Genomic DNA, 18455 nt, shown 5'->3' with positions numbered 1-18455 from the left:
CGAACCACAGCCGGCGAGCACAAACCCCGCCAGCAGCACAGATCCCCAAGCCCCAAGACTTCGCGATACCAACATAAGCAATCCCTTTTAGGCAATACCAGATTTTAAAGGGACAAAGTTCACTGCCTCGAGAACCGTCCTTTTGAGCCCATAGGGCGTCTTGTCAATGACCAGCAAACTCTGCCCGCCGGCGCCGTTGCCCATGGGCGCGACCAGCCGGCCGCCAACGGCCAGTTGCTCGCACCAGGCATCGGGAATGGCGTCGCCACCCGCGGCCGCGAGAATTCCCGCATAGGGCGCACCCTGGGCATAGCCAAGCATACCGTCGCCAAACAGCAGATGCACATGCGCGAGCCGCAGCGGGCGCAGGTTTGTACGGGCTTTCTCGTGCAGGCCGCGCAGGCGCTCGATGGAATAGACCTCCTGTGCGACGCGACCGAGCACCGCCGCCTGGTAGCCGCAGCCGGTGCCGATCTCGAGCACCCGGCCCAGGCCGGCGCGCGCGCATTCGGCGCCCAGCAGCAGCGCGGTCATGCGCGCCACGACGCTGGGCTTGGAAATCGTCTGGCCCAGGCCGATAGGCAGGCTCGTGTCCTCATAGGCCTGGTTGACCAGCGCGCTGTCGACGAAATGGTGGCGCTCGACGCTGGACATGGCCTGCAGCACCGGCTGCGAGCTCACGCCGCCCTGCGCCAGGCGCTGCACCATGCGGCTGCGCACCGCGATCGAATCGAGGCCCACGCCCAGCGGCGTGGGCATGGGCTGGGGTGCGCGCGCGACCGGCCCGACACCGGGCTTGGCGCCGGTTTTGCTGCCGGGCTTGGCGGCACTGGCCGAAGGACTGGCCGACGAGGCAATCCAGTTGGGGAAACCGGGGCGACGCTGCGTCACGGCGCCGGCGCCTTCTCGACCGGCTCGCGCATGCGCGCCGCGGTCTGTGCCCAGTAGCGCAGATTGTCATGGTCGGTCAGATCGACCTTGAGCGGCGTCATGGCCACATGGCCCTGCGCCGTCGCATGGAAATCCGTGCCGTCGGCGTCGTCCTTTGCCGCGCCTGCGCTGCCAATCCAGTACATGACTTCTCCTCGAGGACTTTCCTGGGTGATGACCCGCTCGGCCGCGTGCCTGCGCCCGAGCCGGCACAGCTTGAGCGAGCGCATTGCCGCCAGCGGCATGTTGGGGATGTTGACATTGAGCAGCCAGGGCGCCTCGCCCACGAGCTGCTGTGCCTGCATCTGCTGCACGATTTCGCGCGCCTTGCTGGCAGCAGCTTCGATCTCGGTCCAGCCTTTGTCAACCTGTGAAAACGCGATGGCGGGCACGCCGAACAGATAGCCTTCCATGGCCGCGCCCACGGTGCCCGAATAAATCGTGTCGTCGCCCATGTTGGCGCCGTTGTTGATTCCCGACACCACCAGGTCCGGGCGGTAGCCGAGCAGGCCGGTCAGCGCGATGTGCACGCAGTCAGCCGGCGTGCCATTGACATAGCGAAAGCCGTTGGGGGCCTGGTGCACGTACAAAGGCGAGTGCAGCGTCAGGGCATTGGATTTGGCACTGTTGTTGTGCTCAGGAGCGACCACCTCCACATCGGCAATGGTCTTCAGCGATTCATAAAGCGCCACCAGACCGGGCGCTTGATAACCGTCATCGTTGGAAATGAGGATTTTCATGGGTTCTCGACACAATGAAGCGGATTGTAGGCGCCCGCCGACCCGTCGCCACAGGGACAAGCCACGGCAGGCACTCGCTTCTATCATTCACGCAACAAAACGACAGGAGACCTGCATGCATGCTTGGCTGTGTACCACGCCCACGGGCGTCGATTCCCTGCAATGGACGGAGCTGCCGACGCCGGCGCCCCAGGCCGGTGAAGTGCTGATAGAAATCAAGGCCGCGAGCCTGAACTTCCCCGACATCCTGATCGTGCAGAACAAATACCAGATCAAGCCGCCGCTGCCCTTCGTGCCCGGCTCGGAGTACGCGGGCGTGGTGCGCGCCGTGGGTGCGGGCGTCGAGCACCTGGCCGTGGGGCAGAGCGTTGCCTGCCTCACGGGCACGGGCGGCTTCGGCAGCCATGTGATTGCGCCGGCCGCTGCCTGCCTGCCGCTGCCCGGCGATTTCCCGCTGGTCGACGCGGCGGCCTTCATCATGACCTACGCCACCTCCCACCATGCGCTGATCGACCGCGCGCAGCTGCGCGCCGGCGAGACCGTGCTGGTGCTGGGCGCGGCCGGCGGCGTGGGCACGGCCGCGATACAGATCGCCAAGGCCGCGGGCGCGCGCGTCATCGCCGCGGCCTCGAGCGACGAGAAATGCGCGCTGTGCACCACGCTGGGCGCCGACGCGACCATCAACTACAGCACGACCGACCTGCGCGAGGCGCTCAAGGCCGCGACCGGCGGCAAGGGCCCGGACGTGGTCTACGACCCGGTGGGCGGCGACCTGGCCGAGCCCGCGTTCCGCTCCATCGCCTGGCGCGGCCGCTATCTCGTCGTCGGCTTCGCGGCCGGACCCATCCCGGCCCTGCCCTGGAATCTCGCGCTGCTCAAGGGCGCATCGCTGGTCGGCGTCTTCTGGGGCGAATTCCAGCGGCGCGAACCCCAGGCCAATGCCGCGATGATGGCCGAGCTGCTCGACTGGTACCGCGAAGGCAGGATCAAGCCGGTGATCGACACCACCATGCCGCTGTCCGAACTGCACGCAGCCTACGCGCGCATGGGCTCGCGCGCCGTGATGGGCAAGCTCGTGCTCACCCGATAAGCCCCCGGAGAGGCTTTCGACCCTGGCCGCGCCGGGGTCGGATTTGGAATGGGGCGCAAAAGCAGTGCTAGACTGCGCGCCCTTCGCGCTTGCACGCCTTGCCACGCAAGGCCGTCGCCCCTCATACCTTGGCGCCCGAGGGCGCACGCTCCGGCGTGCCGCCAGCGGCCCCCTGTTGCGCATTCCCTTTCCCTGTCCCCTCCCCCGAACGCGCATGCAACTGAATTTCAGTACCTACTACACCCTCATCTGCGCAGCCATGGTGCTGCTGGCCGGCAAATACCTGGTCCACAGAATCCGTTTCCTGCGCGACTTCAATATTCCCGAGCCCGTGGCCGGCGGCCTGCTCGCGGCGGCGGTGATTTTCACCCTCCACCAGTTCACCGGCTATTCCTTCGCTTTCAGCAGCGACCTGCAGACCGGCTTCATGCTGCTGTTCTTCGCCTCTATCGGCCTGAGCGCCAACTTCGCCAAGCTGCGCGAAGGCGGCTCGGCCCTGGTGCTGTTCCTGGTCATCATCAGCGTCTTCATCGTGGTGCAGAACGCCGTGGGCGTCGGCCTGGCGACGGCCATGGGGCTGGACCCGCTGATCGGCCTGATCGCGGGTTCGATCACGCTGGTCGGCGGCCACGGCACGGCCGGCGCCTGGGGCGTGGTGCTCGAAAGCGAGCACGGCGTGCAAGGCGCGGTCACGCTGGGCATTGCCTGCGCGACTTTCGGCCTGGTCATCGGCGGACTGATCGGCGGACCGCTGGCCAAGGGCCTGGTCACGCGCTACCGCTTCACCAGCGTTGACCAGCACGCCGCGCCGTCCACGGCCAGCGACGCGAACTTCGAGAACCCGGAAAAGATCCGGCTGATCACCACCGGCGCCGCGATCGAGACGCTGGCGCTGTTCGCCGCCTGCCTGGGCTTCGCGGAGTTCATGACGGGCTTTTCCCAGGGCACGTTCTTCCAGTTGCCGACCTTTGTCTGGGCGCTGGGCGGCGGCGTCATCCTGCGCAACGGGCTCGACTACCTGTTCAACTTCCAGGTCTTCGACCGGGCCATCGACCTGTTCGGCAATGTCGCGCTGTCGATCTATCTGGCCATCGCGCTGCTGTCGCTCAAGCTCTGGGAGCTCAGCGGCCTGGCCGCTCCCTTGATGGTCATCCTGCTGGCACAGACGCTGACCATGGCGCTGTACGCGGTATTCGTGACCTTCCGCGTGATGGGAAAAAACTACGACGCCGCCGTGCTGGCCGCGGGCCATTGCGGCTTCGGCATGGGCGCGACGCCCACGGCCATCGCCAATATGCAGGCCATCACCAACCGGTACGGCCCCTCGCACAAGTCATTCTTGATCGTGCCGATGGTAGGGGCGTTTTTCATCGACATCGTGAATGCTGCGATGATTCAGATGTTCATCAAAATCCTTCCATGAGGTGAATCCATGCTGCCGCACGCGCCCAAATCCCCCCGATTGATTTTCTGGCAGCGCGCGGCATTGGCGAGCAGCCTGGCCGCTGCCGCGCTGCTGTCGGCCTGCGGCCACCTGCCCGCGCACGACAGCGCCGCCGCACCCGAGGCCGCCTCGGGCTGGAGCGACAAACCCGGCTGGGCGACGCAGGACTTCGCCGTCGCCTCGGGCCACCCGCTGGCCACCCAGGCCGGCTACGACATGCTGCGCGCGGGCGGTTCGGCGCTCGATGCGGCGATTGCGGTGCAGATGGTGCTGACCTTGGTCGAGCCGCAATCGAGCGGCATAGGCGGCGGCGCTTTCCTGCTGCATGCCAACGGCGCCAATGTGCAGGCCTATGACGGCCGCGAAACGGCACCGGCCGCGGTCGATGAGACGCTTTTCCTGCAGGCCGACGGCAAGCCGCTGGCCTTCAACGACGCCATGGCCAGCGGGCGCTCGGTCGGCGTGCCGGGTGCGGTGCGCATGCTCGAGCTGGCCCACCGCGCGCACGGCAAGCTGCCCTGGGCCCGATTGTTCCAGCCCGCGATCGACCTGGCCGAGAACGGCTTCCCCGTAAGCCACCGCCTGCATACGCTGCTGGGCAACGACAAGCTGCTGGCGCGCGACCCCGTGGCACGCGCCTACTTCTACGACGCCGCGGGCAAGCCCTGGCCCATCGACCACCTGCTCAAGAACCCCGAGCTCGCCGAGGTGCTGCGCGGCATCGCCGCCCAGGGTTCGCGCGGCCTGCACGAAGGCCCCACGGCCCAGGCCATCGTCGACGCCGTGCGCACCCATCCGGGCGCGCCGGGCCGCCTGAGCCTGGCCGATCTTGCCGGCTACCAGCCGCGCGAGCGCCAGGCGCTGTGCCATGACTACCGGGTGCAGATTCCCGCCAGCCAGCACAGCTACCGCCTTTGCGGCTTTCCGCCACCGAGCTCCGGAGCGATCGCCATAGGCCAGATCCTGGGCATGCTCGGGCAGACACCCGCCAACGGCCTGCCCCTGGGCGAGGACGGCCTGCCCAGCGCCGAATGGCTGCATTACTACAGCGAAGCCGCGCGCCTGGCCTATGCCGACCGCGCGCTCTATCTCGCCGACCCGGATTTCGTCCAGCCCCCGGCCGGCAGCTGGCGCAGCCTGCTGGCGCCCGACTACCTCGCCCGGCGCGCGCAGCTGATAGGCCCGCGCCACATGCCCACGGCCACCGCCGGCACGCCCGCGCCGCAGCCCGAACGCGTGTCGTTCGCGCCCATGGCGCACCAGCCCGAATACGGCACCAGCCACATCAGCATCGTCGACGCCAACGGCAATGCGCTGGCGCTCACCACCACCATAGAAGCCCAGTTCGGCGCCCGCCGCATGGTCAACACCAGCGCGCGCAGCGCCCAGCCACGCAACGGCGGCTTCCTGCTCAACAACCAGTTGACCGATTTCAGCTTCAGCCCACGCGGCGCGAACGGCGAGCCCATCGCCAACCGCGTGCAGGCCGGCAAGCGCCCACGCTCGTCGATGTCGCCCACACTGGTGTTCGACAAGGCCACGGGCCAGCTGCTGGCCAGCGCCGGCAGCCCGGGCGGCGCGCAAATCATCCACTACACGGCCAAGGCGCTCTACGCCACGCTGCACTGGGGGCTGATGCCCCAGCAGGCCATAGACCTGCCGAACTTCGGCAATACCAGCGGACCGACCCAGCTCGAGCAGCAGCGTTTCCCGGCCGCCACTGTGCAGGCGCTGCAGGCGCGCGGCGGCCCCGTCCAGCAGATCGAGATGACCAGCGGCCTGCAGGTGATCGTGCGCGGCAGCGCGCACGGCCAGCCGCTGTGGTTCAGCGGCTCCGACGCGCGCCGCGAAGGCGTCGTCATGGGCGACTGACGCATGCCGCTGCGCCTTGCACGCAAAGGCTGGCGCCTGCGCTGGCGCTTGCTGCTGCTGGCCGCATGCGGCTGGCTGAGCGCCTGTGGCCTGCCGCCGCTCGATGACCGCACGACCAGCACCGCGCTGGCGGCCAGTGACGCCCTGCAGACCCGGCTGGGCCAGGCGCTCGCGCCCCAGACAGCCGCCCACCCCGGGCTCACCGGCATTTACGCGCTGTCCGATCCCCTCGAAGCGTTTACCACGCGCGCGCTGCTGATGCGCGCCGCGCAGCGCACGCTCGACGTGCAGTACTACATCTGGCACGACGACACCACCAGCGCGCTGCTGGTCCAGGAACTGCTGGCCGCGGCCGGGCGCGGCGTGCGTGTGCGCCTGCTGCTCGACGACGTCGGCACTTCGGGGCTGGACGCGCAGTGGAGCGCGCTCGACCAGCACCCCCGCATCGAAGTGCGCCTGTTCAACCCCATGGCGGTGCGCCGCCCCAAGGCCCTGGGCTACCTCACCGATTTCGCGCGTGCCAACCGGCGCATGCACAACAAGTCGCTGACCGCCGACAACCAGGCGACGGTGATCGGCGGGCGCAACATAGGCGACGAATATTTCGGCGCAACCGAAGGCGTGCTGTTCGCCGACCTCGACGTGCTGGCCGTGGGCGCCATCGTGCCCGAGGTCTCGCACGACTTCGACCGCTACTGGGCCAGCGACTCGTCCCATCCGGTCGCGCCCTTGCTTTCACCCCACCCTGCGCAGCGCCAGCGCCTGGATGCCAAGCTCGCGCAAGCGGCGGCATCACCGGCCACCCAGCAGTACCAGCGCGCCGTGGTCCAGGCGCCGTTTCTGCAGCAACTGCTGCAAGGCGTGCTGCCGCTCGAATGGGCACAGGTGCGCATGGTCAGCGACGACCCGGCCAAGGGCCTGGGCCGCGCCCTGCCCGCCGGGCTGCTGCTGACGCAGCTCGCCCCCATCATCGGCGAGCCGCAACGCACGCTGGACCTGGTCTCGCCCTATTTCGTGCCCACGCAGGCCGGTGTCGCGGCATTCGCGCAACTGCGCCAGCGCGGCATCGCCGTGCGCGTGCTGACCAACTCGCTGCAGGCCACCGACGTGGCCGTGGTGCACGCCGGCTATGCGCGCTGGCGCCGCGCGCTGCTGGCCGAAGGCGTGGAGCTCTATGAAATGCGCCCCGGCCCCGACACCGCCAGCGGGGAGCACGGACCGGGCCCGTTCGGCAGCTCCGGCGCAAGCCTGCACGCCAAGACGTTCGCGATCGACGCCCGGCGCGTCTTCGTCGGCTCGTTCAACTTCGACCCGCGCTCGGCCCACCTCAATACCGAGCTGGGCTTCGTGATCGACAGCCCGCGGCTTGCCAGCCAGGTGTCCCAAGCCTTTGCGCAGCAGATCCCGCAGCGCAGCTACCGCGTGCGGCTCGACGCGCAAGGGCAGATCGAATGGCATGCGGGCGCCGGCAACCCGCCACCGGTCTACCGCACGGAGCCCGGCAGCCACTGGTTAGAACGCGTCTGGCTGCGCCTGCTGACCTGGCTGCCCATCGAATGGCTGCTGTGATTTTCGCAGCGCAGTATACGAAACGTAATGGAACGTATAATCGCGCCGCATGGGAATTGTCAAAATATCAGACGCACTGCATGACAGCGTGCGCACCGCCAGCACGGCCCTGAGCCGTTCCATCAACGCACAGGCCGAACATTGGCTGCGGGTCGGCATGATGGCCGAGCTGCATCCGCAGCTGACCTACTCCGATATCTGCCAGCTGCTGATCCAGCACGCCACGCCCGCATCGTTTGCGCTGCCCGTGCCGCCGCGCGCCAAGGCCAGGCCGCAGCAGACACCCGGAGCCGCGCAATGAGGCGCTCCAGCTCCACCCCGATCCACACCGTTTCCGACATCGCGCAATCGCGCCAGGCCGGCCATCTCGCCGCCGATGTGCTGCGCATGCTCGTGCCGCATGTGCGCGCCGGCGTGAGCACCAACGATCTCGACAAGCTGTGCCACGACTACATCGTCGGCACGCTGGGCTGCATTCCGGCCAACATCGGCTACCACGGCTATACCAAGACCGTCTGCGCGTCGGTCAACCATGTGGTGTGCCACGGCATTCCTTCGGACCGCGACATCCTCAAGGACGGCGACATCGTCAACATCGACGTGGCGCTGATCAAGGACGGCTGGTTCGGCGACACCAGCCGCATGTACATCGTCGGCGAGCCGCGGGCCCAGGCCAGGCGCCTGGTGCGCACGGCCTATGAGGCGATGCGCGCAGGCGTGCAGGCCGTGCGCCCCGGCGCGACGCTGGGCGACGTCGGCCATGCGATCGAAAGCGTCGCCAGGCGCGAGCGCTTCACCGTGGTGCAGGAGTATTGCGGCCACGGCATAGGCCAGATCTACCACGACACACCCGACGTGCTCAACTACGGCGTGCCCGGCCAGGGCCTCAGGCTCGAGCCCGGCATGATCTTCACCATCGAGCCCATGCTCAACGCCGGCAAGGCCGCGACGCGCGAACTCAGCGATGGCTGGACCGTGATCACCAACGACAAATCGCTGTCGGCCCAATGGGAGCACATGGTCTGCGTGACCGAGACCGGCTACGAAGTGCTCACGCCCTGGCCCGAAGGCACGGGCGACTACGCGGAACTGTGATCCCCCCTGAGCGGCTTCCGCCGCTTCCCCCCAGGGGGACGACGCCGTCGGTGCGGGGCGGCCCTTCCTCGGCGTCCCTGACCTGGGGCATGCCAATTCATGGACTGCGTGAGCGCCATGGATAACTAAAACTGACGCCATTACCTATGTCCTTGAGCTATCTGTATCTGGCGCTGGCCATCGTCTGCGAAGTCATCGCGACTTCCTTTCTCAAGAGCGCCGAAGGCTTCACGCGGCTGTGGCCTTCGCTGATCACGGCCGTGGGCTATGCGCTGGCCTTTTTCTTCCTGTCGCTGACGCTGCGCACCGTGCCCACGGGCGTGGCCTACGCAATCTGGTCGGGCGCGGGCATCGTGCTGGTCTCGGCCATCGCCTGGTTCTGGCAGGGCCAGACGCTGGACGCCGCGGCGCTGATCGGCATGGGCTTGATTGTCGCGGGGGTGCTGGTGATCCAGCTGTTTTCCACCTCCGCGGGGCATTGAGGTCTGCGCCGCAGGGGCGCGCACGGCATTCGACGGATGCAAGGGCCGCGCCCGGGCCCATGCCTCGATTACCCCTTTTTCACACATATTGCCCTCTTGAGTTTCTCAGGAATTCAGAGAAATTCATTTAGTTCAAGCATTTCTGCATTTTCTGAAAATAGGAAATCACCTGATAAAACAAGCACTTGAACGGATGAATAAATAAGACGTCCGCAACCCAAGACCATGCAAGTCTCATGTCTTATATAAAACATCATTTATTAAAATAAAAGGCTGGCAGCGTTGCCGCGGGCTTCCTACAATGGCATCCGTTCCTGCATGACGCCCTGCCGCAGCCGCTTTTCGCCGGCCCTGGCCACGGCGAGACCATCTGCACGGAATCAACAGACAACAGAGGACCACCCCGGCATGTACCGGGGCGGAGGAGACCGGCCCGCATCGCAAGGTGCGGGCCATTTTTATTTCGCCCGCCATCAAGCCATGCGCCGTCTGCCGGCCATCCATGGCGCAGGCGCCTGGAACCCGGAAATGAATGCCGCGCCTTGCCCCTGAACAGCCAGGCCGGCGCCGGATAGTTCAAAATACGCCCGGTGTCCATCCCCCAATCGTTTATCCAAGAGCTGCTGTCCCGCGTGGACGTGGTCGACATCGTCGGCCGCTATGTGCAGCTGCGCAAAGGCGGCGCGAACTTCATGGGGCTGTGCCCCTTCCATGGCGAGAAGTCGCCGTCGTTCAGCGTCAGCCCCTCCAAACAGTTCTATCACTGCTTCGGCTGCGGCAAGAACGGCAACGCCATCGGCTTTCTGATGGAGCATGCCGGCATGGGCTTTGTCGAAGCCGTGCAGGACCTGGCCGGCCAGGTCGGCCTGGTCGTTCCGCAGGACGACATCAGTCCCCAGGAACGCCAGCGCCAGGCCGCGCAGAAGGAAAGGCAGGCCACGCTCAGCGACGTGCTGGAAAAAGCCGGCGAAGCCTACCGCCGCCACCTCAAGGACTCGCCGCACGCCATCGCCTACCTCAAGGGCCGCGGCGTCTCGGGCGCCACGGCCGCCCGCTTCGGCCTGGGCTACGCGCCCGAAGGCTGGCGCAGCCTGGCCAGCGTGTTTGCCCAATATGACGACCCCCTGCTGCACGAAAGCGGCCTGGTGATCGTCAACGAGGAAGACAACAAGCGCTACGACCGCTTCCGCGACCGGCTGATGTTCCCCATCCGCAACGTCAAGGGCGAGTGCATAGGCTTTGGCGGGCGGGTGTTCGGCGACGAAAAGCCCAAGTACCTGAACTCGCCCGAAACCCCGGTATTCCACAAGGGGCGCGAGCTCTACGGCCTGTTCGAGGCGCGCAACGCGCTGCGCGAAATGGGCTATGCGCTGGTGACCGAAGGCTATATGGACGTGGTCGCGCTGGCCCAGCTGGGCTTTGCAAACGCCGTCGCCACGCTGGGCACGGCCTGCACGCCCGACCATGTGCAAAAGCTGTTCCGTTTCACCGACGCCGTGGTGTTCAGCTTCGATGGCGACAGCGCGGGCCGGCGCGCCGCGCACAAGGCGCTCGAAGCCGCCCTGCCCTATGCGACCGATACGCGCAGCCTCAAATTCCTGTTCCTGCCGGCCGAGCACGACCCCGACAGCTTCATCCGCGAATTCGGCACCGATGCATTTGCGCGCCAGGTCGGCGATGCCAAGCCGCTGAGCCGTTTCCTGATCGACGCCGCCAGCGAAGGCTGCGACCTGGGTCTGGCCGAAGGCCGGGCGCACATGGCCAGCAATGCCCGGCCGCTGTGGACGCTGCTGCCCGATGGCGTGCTCAAGCGCCAGCTGATCGCCGAAATCGCCGAGCTCGCCCAGCTGCAGTTGCAGGATTTGAGCGAGCTGTGGAGCAAGGAACCGGCGCGTCCGGGCATGCGCAGCGCTGCCGCGCCCGGCCATGACGCCGGCGGCCGCGGCGCGGGCGCCCCGCCCGACATGGACTGGGGCCACGACATGCCGCCGGGCGCGGGCAGCTACAGCGGCGGCCAGGCCGGCGGCTACGACGCCGCCAGCCAGAGCGGCGCCTGGAGCCCCCCGCAGGGCAAAGGCAAGAAATGGGAAAAAGGCAGCTGGGGGCGCGACCGCCAGCCCGCGAACCGCTTCGACGCCGGTTCACGCGGGCCGCGCAGCGCACCAGCGACCAAGACCGACCAGGCCGCGCGGCTGCTGATGGCCCACATGGAGTTCATGGAAGAACTCACGCACGAGGATTTCGACGCGCTCGCGCGCTGCGGCGCGCCGCATGGCGGCTTGTTTTCGTGGCTCGAGGCCCAATTTCAGGAGTATGGCGCCCAACCCTGGGCCGTGCTGCGCGAGCGCTTGCAGGAATGCATGGATGCGGGTGTGGCGCCATTGGCCGAACGCCTGATGACGGGGCCGCATGCGCAGCCCGAAGGCGAGCTGCCCGAACTGCGCCGCGAGTTGCGCGGTGTACTCAACCGCGTGTTGATCGACCACCTCAAGCAGCAGACCCACACGGTCGCCATGGCGATCTCCACCGACCCGCACGCTGCGCAGCAACTGCGAGATATATACACTCGCTTACAATTTTTAGAAAATGAAACGCGCAACCCCTCTTGAAATCGCTGGACAAAGATATAATTAAAGGCTAGCGGCAAGAGCGACAGCAGCACCTCCGGGCCGGGTCAACGTGAAAAACACGTAAGTAGCAGCAACTGCACGGACCCAAATCACCGCAAGGACTGCACCCCAAATGTTCGCCCAGACATCTTGCCCGGGAGATCTTTCTCCGGATGCCGAACCTGCCTATGGCGGGATTGCATCTATTGCGCCGGAATCTTAGGCGCTTGTGTTTTCTTTGTGTGTTCGATTTTGCATCAGAGGTGTTCATGCCCGCTTCAAAGTCCCCGAAGTTGCCCAAGTCTGCCGTTGGCCCCGCTGCAAAAACCGAAAAATCCGTGTCTGCAACCGCAGCTGCCAAGCCCGTGCCCCAAGCACTGGGCAAGACCGTAACATCTGCGACCCCAACAGCGACTGAGCCCCCAGCCGCTGCCAAGAAAGTCAAATCCGTGGCCACCAAGACCTCTGCTGAACTCATCGCCGCCGCTGACGCCCTGCTCGCGGCCGCCGCCCCCGCCAAGCGCGGCCGCAAGCCCAAGGCTGCAGCCGAAGACGGCGCCGAACCCGCCGTGAAGAAAGCCCCTGCGGCCAAGAAGGCGGCTGCGGCAGACAAGACGCCCGCCAAGCGTGGCCGCAAGCCCAAGTCCAAGGAAGACGGCGACGACATGGACGATACCGACCTGTCGGACATCGAGTCGGACCTCGAAGGCGAAGTCGAGACCGTCGAAACGACGACCACGGCCACGGCCACGACCGAAAAGGTCAAGCCGCTGCGCATGAAGATCAGCAAGGCCAAGGAACGCGCCTTGATGAAGGAATTCGGCCTGGACGAAACCGTGCTGACCGAAGAGGAAATGCTGACCCGCCGCCAGCGCCTGAAGGCGCTGATCAAGCTGGGCAAGACCCGCGGCTACCTCACGCACGGCGAAATCAACGATCACCTGCCCGACAAGCTGGTCGATGCCGAAACGCTGGAAGTCGTGATCTCCATGCTCAACGACATGGGTGTGGCCGTCTATGAACAGACGCCCGACGCCGAGACGCTGCTGCTGAACAACACCGGCCAGTCGGCAACGACCGAAGAGGAAGCCGAGGAAGAAGCCGAAGCCGCGCTGTCGACGGTCGACTCCGAGTTCGGCCGCACGACCGACCCGGTGCGCATGTACATGCGTGAAATGGGCACCGTGGAGCTGCTGACGCGCGAAGGCGAAATCGAAATCGCCAAGCGCATCGAAGGCGGCCTGCAGGACATGATGCAGGCGATCAGCGCATCGCCCGCGACCATTGCCGAAATCCTCAACATGTCCGAGGAAATCCGCAACGGCAAGGTTGTCATTTCAACCATCGTCGACGGCTTCTCCAACCCCAACGAAGCCGACGATTACGTGGCCGAGGAAGACTTCGACGAATTCGACGAGGAAGACGACGACGACGGCAAGGGCGGCTCCAAGGCGCTGACCAAGAAGCTCGAAGAACTCAAGAACGACGCACTGTCGCGCTTCGACAAGATGCGCGAGCTGTTCGAGCGCATGCACAAGATCTACGACAAGGAAGGCTACGGCACGCCTGCGTACATGAAGGTGCAGGCCGCGCTGACCGAAGAGCTGATGACCATCCGCTTCACGGCCAAGACCATCGAGAAGCTCTGCGACCTGGTGCGTGCCCAGGTGGATGACGTGCGCAAGAAGGAGCGCGAGCTGCGCCGCATCATCGTCGACAAGTGCGGCATGCCCCAGGAAACCTTCATCAAGGAATTCCCGGCCAACCTGCTGAACCTCGAATGGGTGGTCAAGCAGGCCCATTCGAACAAGTCGTGGAGCACCATCCTCGAGCGCAACATTCCGCCCGTGCAGGAACTGCAGCAGAACCTGATCGACCTGCAGACCCGCGTTGTCGTGCCCCTGCCAGGCCTCAAGGACATCAACAAGCGCATGAACGACGGTGAACGTGCGTCGCGCGATGCCAAGAAGGAAATGATCGAGGCCAACCTGCGCCTGGTGATTTCGATCGCGAAGAAGTACACCAACCGCGGCCTGCAGTTCCTCGACCTGATCCAGGAAGGCAACATCGGCCTGATGAAGGCGGTGGACAAGTTCGAATACCGTCGCGGCTACAAGTTCTCGACCTATGCCACGTGGTGGATCCGCCAGGCCATCACGCGCTCGATCGCCGACCAGGCGCGCACCATCCGGATTCCGGTGCACATGATCGAGACCATCAACAAGATGAACCGCATCAGCCGCCAGCATCTGCAGGAGTTCGGCTTCGAGCCCGATGCGTCCATCCTGGCCGCGAAGATGGAAATCCCCGAGGACAAGATCCGCAAGATCATGAAGATCGCCAAGGAGCCGATCTCCATGGAAACGCCGATCGGCGACGACGACGACAGCCACCTGGGCGACTTCATCGAGGACGGTGCCAACACCGCCCCCATCGATGCCGCGATGCAGGCCGGTCTGCGCGACGTGGTCAAGGACATCCTCGACGGCCTGACGCCGCGCGAAGCCAAGGTGCTGCGCATGCGCTTCGGCATCGAAATGTCCACCGACCACACGCTGGAAGAAGTGGGCAAGCAGTTCGACGTGACGCGTGAACGCATACGCCAGATCGAAGCCAAGGCCTTGCGCAAGCTCAAGCACCCTTCGCGTTCGGACAAGCTGCGCAGCTTTATCGACTCGCTGTAAGCCTCGCGCTTTTACGGCACAAAGCCATCCTTCGGGATGGCTTTTTTTATGGGGGCGCGAGCACTCGCATGCCGATTGCCCTGAAACGCCCTTCGACAAGCTCAGGGCGAACGGAAGTGCGGAGTTTGCCTTTCCTGCTCAGGGCCCGCGCCGCGGCACCACCAGATTGCCCACGGAAATCTGCACCGCCTGGTCGTGCTGGTTGAACGTCGTGGTGCGCAGCTTGACCAGGCCCTGCCCGGGCCGCGACTTCGAAGGCCGCACTTCGAGCACTTCGCATTCCACGCGCAGCGTGTCGCCAGGGCGCACGGGCAGCGGCCAGCGCAGATCGTCAAAGCCTGCGCCTATGATGCCGCCCGCGAGCTGGAACTCGTTGTCCACGAGCAGCCGCATGGTCACGGCAGCCGTATGCCAGCCGCTTGCGGCCAGGCCCCGAAACAGCGTCGCGCGCGCGGCGTCGTCGTCCAGATGAAAGGGCTGGGGATCGAACTCGGCGGCAAAGGATTGGATGCGCTCGGCGTCCACGCGCAAGCGCGTGCTGCCGACAAAGCGCTGGCCGGGCACGAGGTCATCAAGGTAGGAAAGCGAGAGGGCGTCAGTGGCGGACATGGGAAGACTCCTGGGCGCTGGGTGGAAGATCGAAGATCAGGCAGGTCGTGGTCGCATGCGCGTAGAGCTTGCCGTCGGGGCCGACGATGCGCCCTTCGGCCGTCGCGACCTGGCGGCCCTGGTGTATCACCTTGCCTTCGGCGCGCACCAGGGGCACGCGGTCGTTCAGGGCGCGCACCATGTTGACCTTGAGCTCCAGCGTGGTGAAACCCTTGCCCGCGGGCAGCAGCGTGTGCACGGCGCAGCCCACGGCCGAGTCGAGCAGCGTGGCGAACCAGCCGCCATGCACGCTGCCCAGCGGGTTGTAGTGCCTGCGCTGCGGCCGGCCCTGGAAGACCGCGGCGCCCGGCTCCATGTGAATCGGCACGAAGTCCAGCGTGAGACCTATCGGCGCGGGCGGAATTTCGCCTGCAAAGATCGCCTCGAACAGCTCCATGCCCGTGAGGCCGGCGAGCGACACGGGCGGCGCGGCGTCGACGTTCAGGCGGGAACGCACTTCGGCTTCCTGCGCGCTCCAGCGGGCCACAACGGGGTCCATTTCCATCTCCATCAGTTGCTCCTTGTCAGATAATTGTATATACAAGTATTGCAAGTACAATATAGCAGATGAACACACCCCAAGGCTGTACCAATCTGAAGCTGCGCCAGTTGACCCGGCTGGTGACACGCCACTACGACCACTACACCGCAGCGGCCGGGCTCAAGACCACGCAGTACTCGCTGCTGTCCCATGTGGAAAAGTTCGGCCCCATACGCCCCAGCGATCTCGCCAAGCGCATGCAGATGGACGCGTCCACACTCACGCGCAACATGCAGCCGCTGGTCGCCCAGGGCTGGCTCAGGATAGGTGCGGGCGAGGATGCGCGCAGCCGCCTGGTGGAGATCACCGAAGACGGACGCGCCAAGCGCGTCGAAGGCCAGCGCGCCTGGAAGCTCGCGCAGCTGGCGCTCAATGAACGCCTGGGCGTGGACCGCGTTGCCGCGCTGCATGAGCTGCTCGACGACGCCATCGCGTGCTTCGACGACGACGCCGCCACCGAATAAAGACTGCCTGCCCCCTGCGGCGCGCGGCCCGGACCGCGCGCCACTGCCTGTTACCCACCCCAAGGAAAATGCCATGACCGACAGCCGTTTGTTCCAGCCCTATTCCCTCGGAGCCCTGACGCTCGCCAACCGCATCGTGCTCGCGCCGCTGACGCGCAACCGCGCGGAAGCAGGCTTTGTGCCCGGTGACCTGGCGGCCACCTATTACAGCCAGCGCGCATCCGCCGGCCTGCAGATTTCCGAGGCCGCGCAGATTTCGCAGCAGGGCCAGGGCTACCAGGACACGCCCGGCATCTACACGCCCGCGCAGATCGCGGGCTGGCGCAAGGTGACCGATGCCGTGCACGCCAAGGGCGGCCATATCTTCCTGCAGCTGTGGCATGTGGGGCGCATCTCGCATGTCGATCTGCAGGCCGATGGCGCCGCGCCCGTGGCGCCGTCGGCGATCCGCGCCAAGTCCAAGACCTTCGTCAACAATCGCTTCGAGGAAGTCTCGGAACCGCGCGCGCTCGAGCTGCGTGAACTGCCGGGCATCGTCAACGATTTTCGCAATGCCGCGGCCAATGCGATTGCCGCGGGCTTCGACGGCGTCGAGATCCACGCGGCCAACGGCTACCTGCTCGACCAGTTCGCCAAGGACGGCGCCAACCAGCGCACCGATGAATACGGCGGCTCGATAGAGAACCGCGCGCGCCTGATGCTCGAAGTCGCGACGGCCGTGGTCGGCGAGATCGGCGCCAAGCGCACGGGCATACGCATCTCGCCGGTCTCGCCCGCCAACGGCATCACCGGCAGCGATGCCCAGGCCCAGTTCGAGTACATCGTCGACGGGCTGGACGCGCTGGACCTGGTCTACCTGCATGTGGTCGAAGGCGCGACCGGCGGGCCGCGCGATACCGCGCCGTTCGACTACGACAGCCTGCGCAAGCGCTTTCGCAACACCTATATCGCCAACAACGGCTATGACCGGGAGCTGGCATCGGCGCGGCTCGCGCAGGACAAGGCCGACCTGTTCGCGTTTGGCCGGCCGTTCATTGCCAATCCCGACCTGGTCGAACGGCTGAAGATCGGCGCGCCGCTCGCGGCGCTCGAGCCCAAGACGCTTTACGGCGGCGGTGCGGCAGGCTACATCGACTACCCGACGCTGGCCGAGACCAGCGCGGCGTAGGCGGCTGCGCTCCGGCCGTACGGCCGGCGTTCAATAGGCCTTGAAGTTCGCGGCCACGCGCTGGTTCAGGTAGTCCCCGGCGGCAATCGCCGGGTACTTGCGGCCCGGGCCTTCGATGATGGCGTCGCGGTTGGCCTGGGCGAAGAAGGCCATGCTGTAGCGCGGCCCCATGTATTCGCCGGGCAGCGGGTTCTTCACGCGGTGGAAGTTCGACGGCAGCTGGTCGTCGCTCCAGCGCATCAGCATGTCGCCGATATTGCAGGTGATCGCCTTTTCATCGGGCTCGACCGAGGTCCACTCCTGGCTCTCCATCTCCTTGCCCGGGCAGACCTGCAGCCCGCCCTGGCCCTGGCGCTGGAACAACAGGCTCAGGCAGTCGAAGTCGGTGTGCGCGCCCGCACGCCACAGACCCAGGCTGGCCTGCTGCTCTGGCGGCGTCGCGAAGTAATGCAGCAGGCGCAAGGTGCTCTGGTAGCTGCCTTGCGCCGGATCGTGGGCGCGCAGGAAGAAGCCGTCGTCGAAGCCCAGCTTCCAGGCAAAGCACGACAGCACCTGCATCGCCACCTGCCAGCATTGGCCTTCAAAGGCCAGCATGGTTGCCTGGAAACCCGCGAGCTCTTGCTCGCTGGGCCACAGGCCCAGCATGTGCGGGCGCGTGATCTGATAGGACTCCTTCTGGTCGGGCGTTCCCGTTGACGGCCGCACCTGGGCGCGACTTTCCCAGCCGACGTTGAGCGCCTTCTTCAACGGGTAGCGGGCCTTGACGGCATCGGGCAGCGCGAAGAAGCGCTCGGTCATGGCAAACGCGTGGTGGACATCATCGAGGGCAATGCCATGGTTGACGACCTGGAAGAAGCCGACATCGACGGCCGCGTCCCAGAGTTGCTCGGCGATTTCGGTTTTGCGCAACGCGAAGTCGCAAAGGTCGATGCGGCGGATTTCGCGGTGGCTGATTTCCGAGCCCATCGCGCCCATGCGCGTTTCTTTCTGCAGTTCGGTCAGGTCGTAGGTGGCGGCAGTCATGCGGTTCTCCAGAAGATGGAAGTGAAACAAAGGTCTTCCCACTCCAGGCTTCAGCAATCCGGGCGTTCTCGGGCACGGCCCGGTGGTTCCTGAAGC

General features: G+C 66.0%; 16 protein-coding genes. 11 read left to right on the top strand and 5 right to left on the bottom strand.

The window, feature by feature from the left end; genetic code table 11:
- Positions 1-87: 87 nt before the first annotated feature.
- Positions 88-891, bottom strand: a complete 804-nt coding sequence (locus tag GVL12_RS11720) for a protein-L-isoaspartate(D-aspartate) O-methyltransferase (RefSeq protein WP_159914074.1) — start codon at positions 889-891, stop codon at positions 88-90.
- Entirely contained in the window at positions 888-1670 is a 783-nt protein-coding gene (gene surE / locus GVL12_RS11715) for a 5'/3'-nucleotidase SurE (RefSeq protein WP_159914072.1), read from the bottom strand. Before surE ends, GVL12_RS11720 begins: the two co-directional genes overlap by 4 nt.
- A 115-nt stretch (positions 1671-1785) precedes the next feature.
- On the opposite strand from surE, the gene GVL12_RS11710 reads away from it, so the two are divergent.
- From GVL12_RS11710 to rpoD, 9 genes are all read left to right on the top strand, one after another.
- A complete protein-coding gene (locus GVL12_RS11710) occupies positions 1786-2760 on the top strand; it encodes an NADPH:quinone oxidoreductase family protein (RefSeq protein ID WP_159914070.1) in 975 nt (324 codons plus the stop codon).
- Positions 2761-2974: 214 nt separating this feature from the next.
- Positions 2975-4183 carry a sodium/glutamate symporter gene (gltS, locus tag GVL12_RS11705; RefSeq protein WP_159914068.1) on the top strand — a complete coding sequence of 403 codons (1209 nt, stop codon included), beginning with the start codon at positions 2975-2977 and terminating at the stop codon, positions 4181-4183.
- Between the two features lie 9 nt (positions 4184-4192).
- Entirely contained in the window at positions 4193-6076 is a 1884-nt protein-coding gene (locus GVL12_RS11700) for a gamma-glutamyltransferase family protein (RefSeq protein WP_159914066.1), read from the top strand.
- Between the two features lie 3 nt (positions 6077-6079).
- Positions 6080-7645, top strand: coding sequence for a phospholipase D family protein (locus tag GVL12_RS11695; RefSeq protein WP_159914064.1), 1566 nt, complete (start codon positions 6080-6082; stop codon positions 7643-7645).
- A 49-nt stretch (positions 7646-7694) separates the two neighbouring features.
- The gene (locus GVL12_RS11690) at positions 7695-7946 is read left to right on the top strand and encodes a ParD-like family protein (protein WP_159914062.1); all 252 of its coding nucleotides are present in this window, start codon (positions 7695-7697) and stop codon (positions 7944-7946) included.
- Positions 7943-8740 (top strand): type I methionyl aminopeptidase, encoded by a 798-nt coding sequence (gene map / locus GVL12_RS11685; RefSeq protein ID WP_159914060.1) that lies wholly within the window; start codon positions 7943-7945, stop codon positions 8738-8740. The genes GVL12_RS11690 and map overlap by 4 nt, the downstream gene beginning before the upstream one ends.
- 152 nt (positions 8741-8892) lie before the next feature.
- Positions 8893-9222 (top strand): SMR family transporter, encoded by a 330-nt coding sequence (locus GVL12_RS11680; RefSeq protein WP_306770598.1) that lies wholly within the window; start codon positions 8893-8895, stop codon positions 9220-9222.
- A 590-nt stretch (positions 9223-9812) separates the two neighbouring features.
- Positions 9813-11831 (top strand): DNA primase, encoded by a 2019-nt coding sequence (dnaG, locus tag GVL12_RS11675; protein ID WP_159914056.1) that lies wholly within the window; start codon positions 9813-9815, stop codon positions 11829-11831.
- A 449-nt stretch (positions 11832-12280) separates the two neighbouring features.
- On the top strand, positions 12281-14515 hold the full coding sequence (gene rpoD, locus GVL12_RS11670) for an RNA polymerase sigma factor RpoD (protein WP_306770596.1): 2235 nt from the start codon (positions 12281-12283) through the stop codon (positions 14513-14515).
- A 138-nt stretch (positions 14516-14653) separates the two neighbouring features.
- Here rpoD and GVL12_RS11665 read toward each other — a convergent pair whose 3' ends face one another.
- Positions 14654-15124, bottom strand: a complete 471-nt coding sequence (locus tag GVL12_RS11665; protein WP_159914052.1) for a MaoC family dehydratase — start codon at positions 15122-15124, stop codon at positions 14654-14656.
- Positions 15111-15674 carry a PaaI family thioesterase gene (locus GVL12_RS11660; protein ID WP_200843694.1) on the bottom strand — a complete coding sequence of 188 codons (564 nt, stop codon included), beginning with the start codon at positions 15672-15674 and terminating at the stop codon, positions 15111-15113. Before GVL12_RS11660 ends, GVL12_RS11665 begins: the two co-directional genes overlap by 14 nt.
- 56 nt (positions 15675-15730) lie before the next feature.
- Between GVL12_RS11660 and GVL12_RS11655 the strand changes: the two genes are divergently transcribed.
- Together GVL12_RS11655 and GVL12_RS11650 are read left to right on the top strand one after the other, a co-directional pair.
- Positions 15731-16168, top strand: a complete 438-nt coding sequence (locus GVL12_RS11655; RefSeq protein WP_159914050.1) for a MarR family winged helix-turn-helix transcriptional regulator — start codon at positions 15731-15733, stop codon at positions 16166-16168.
- A gap of 73 nt (positions 16169-16241) precedes the next feature.
- Positions 16242-17336: an alkene reductase gene (locus GVL12_RS11650; protein ID WP_159914048.1), complete on the top strand. Its 1095-nt coding sequence runs from the start codon at positions 16242-16244 to the stop codon at positions 17334-17336.
- Positions 17337-17366: 30 nt separating this feature from the next.
- Here the strand turns inward: GVL12_RS11650 and GVL12_RS11645 are convergent, their stop codons facing one another.
- A complete protein-coding gene (locus GVL12_RS11645) occupies positions 17367-18359 on the bottom strand; it encodes an isopenicillin N synthase family oxygenase (protein ID WP_159914046.1) in 993 nt (330 codons plus the stop codon).
- Positions 18360-18455 lie beyond the last annotated feature (96 nt).

It is taken from the genome of Pantoea sp. 18069 (assembly GCF_902706035.1).
GTDB lineage: Bacteria > Pseudomonadota > Gammaproteobacteria > Burkholderiales > Burkholderiaceae_C > Comamonas.
The sequence above is the reverse complement of the archived record's forward strand: the minus strand, read 5'-3'. Positions and strand labels throughout refer to the sequence as shown.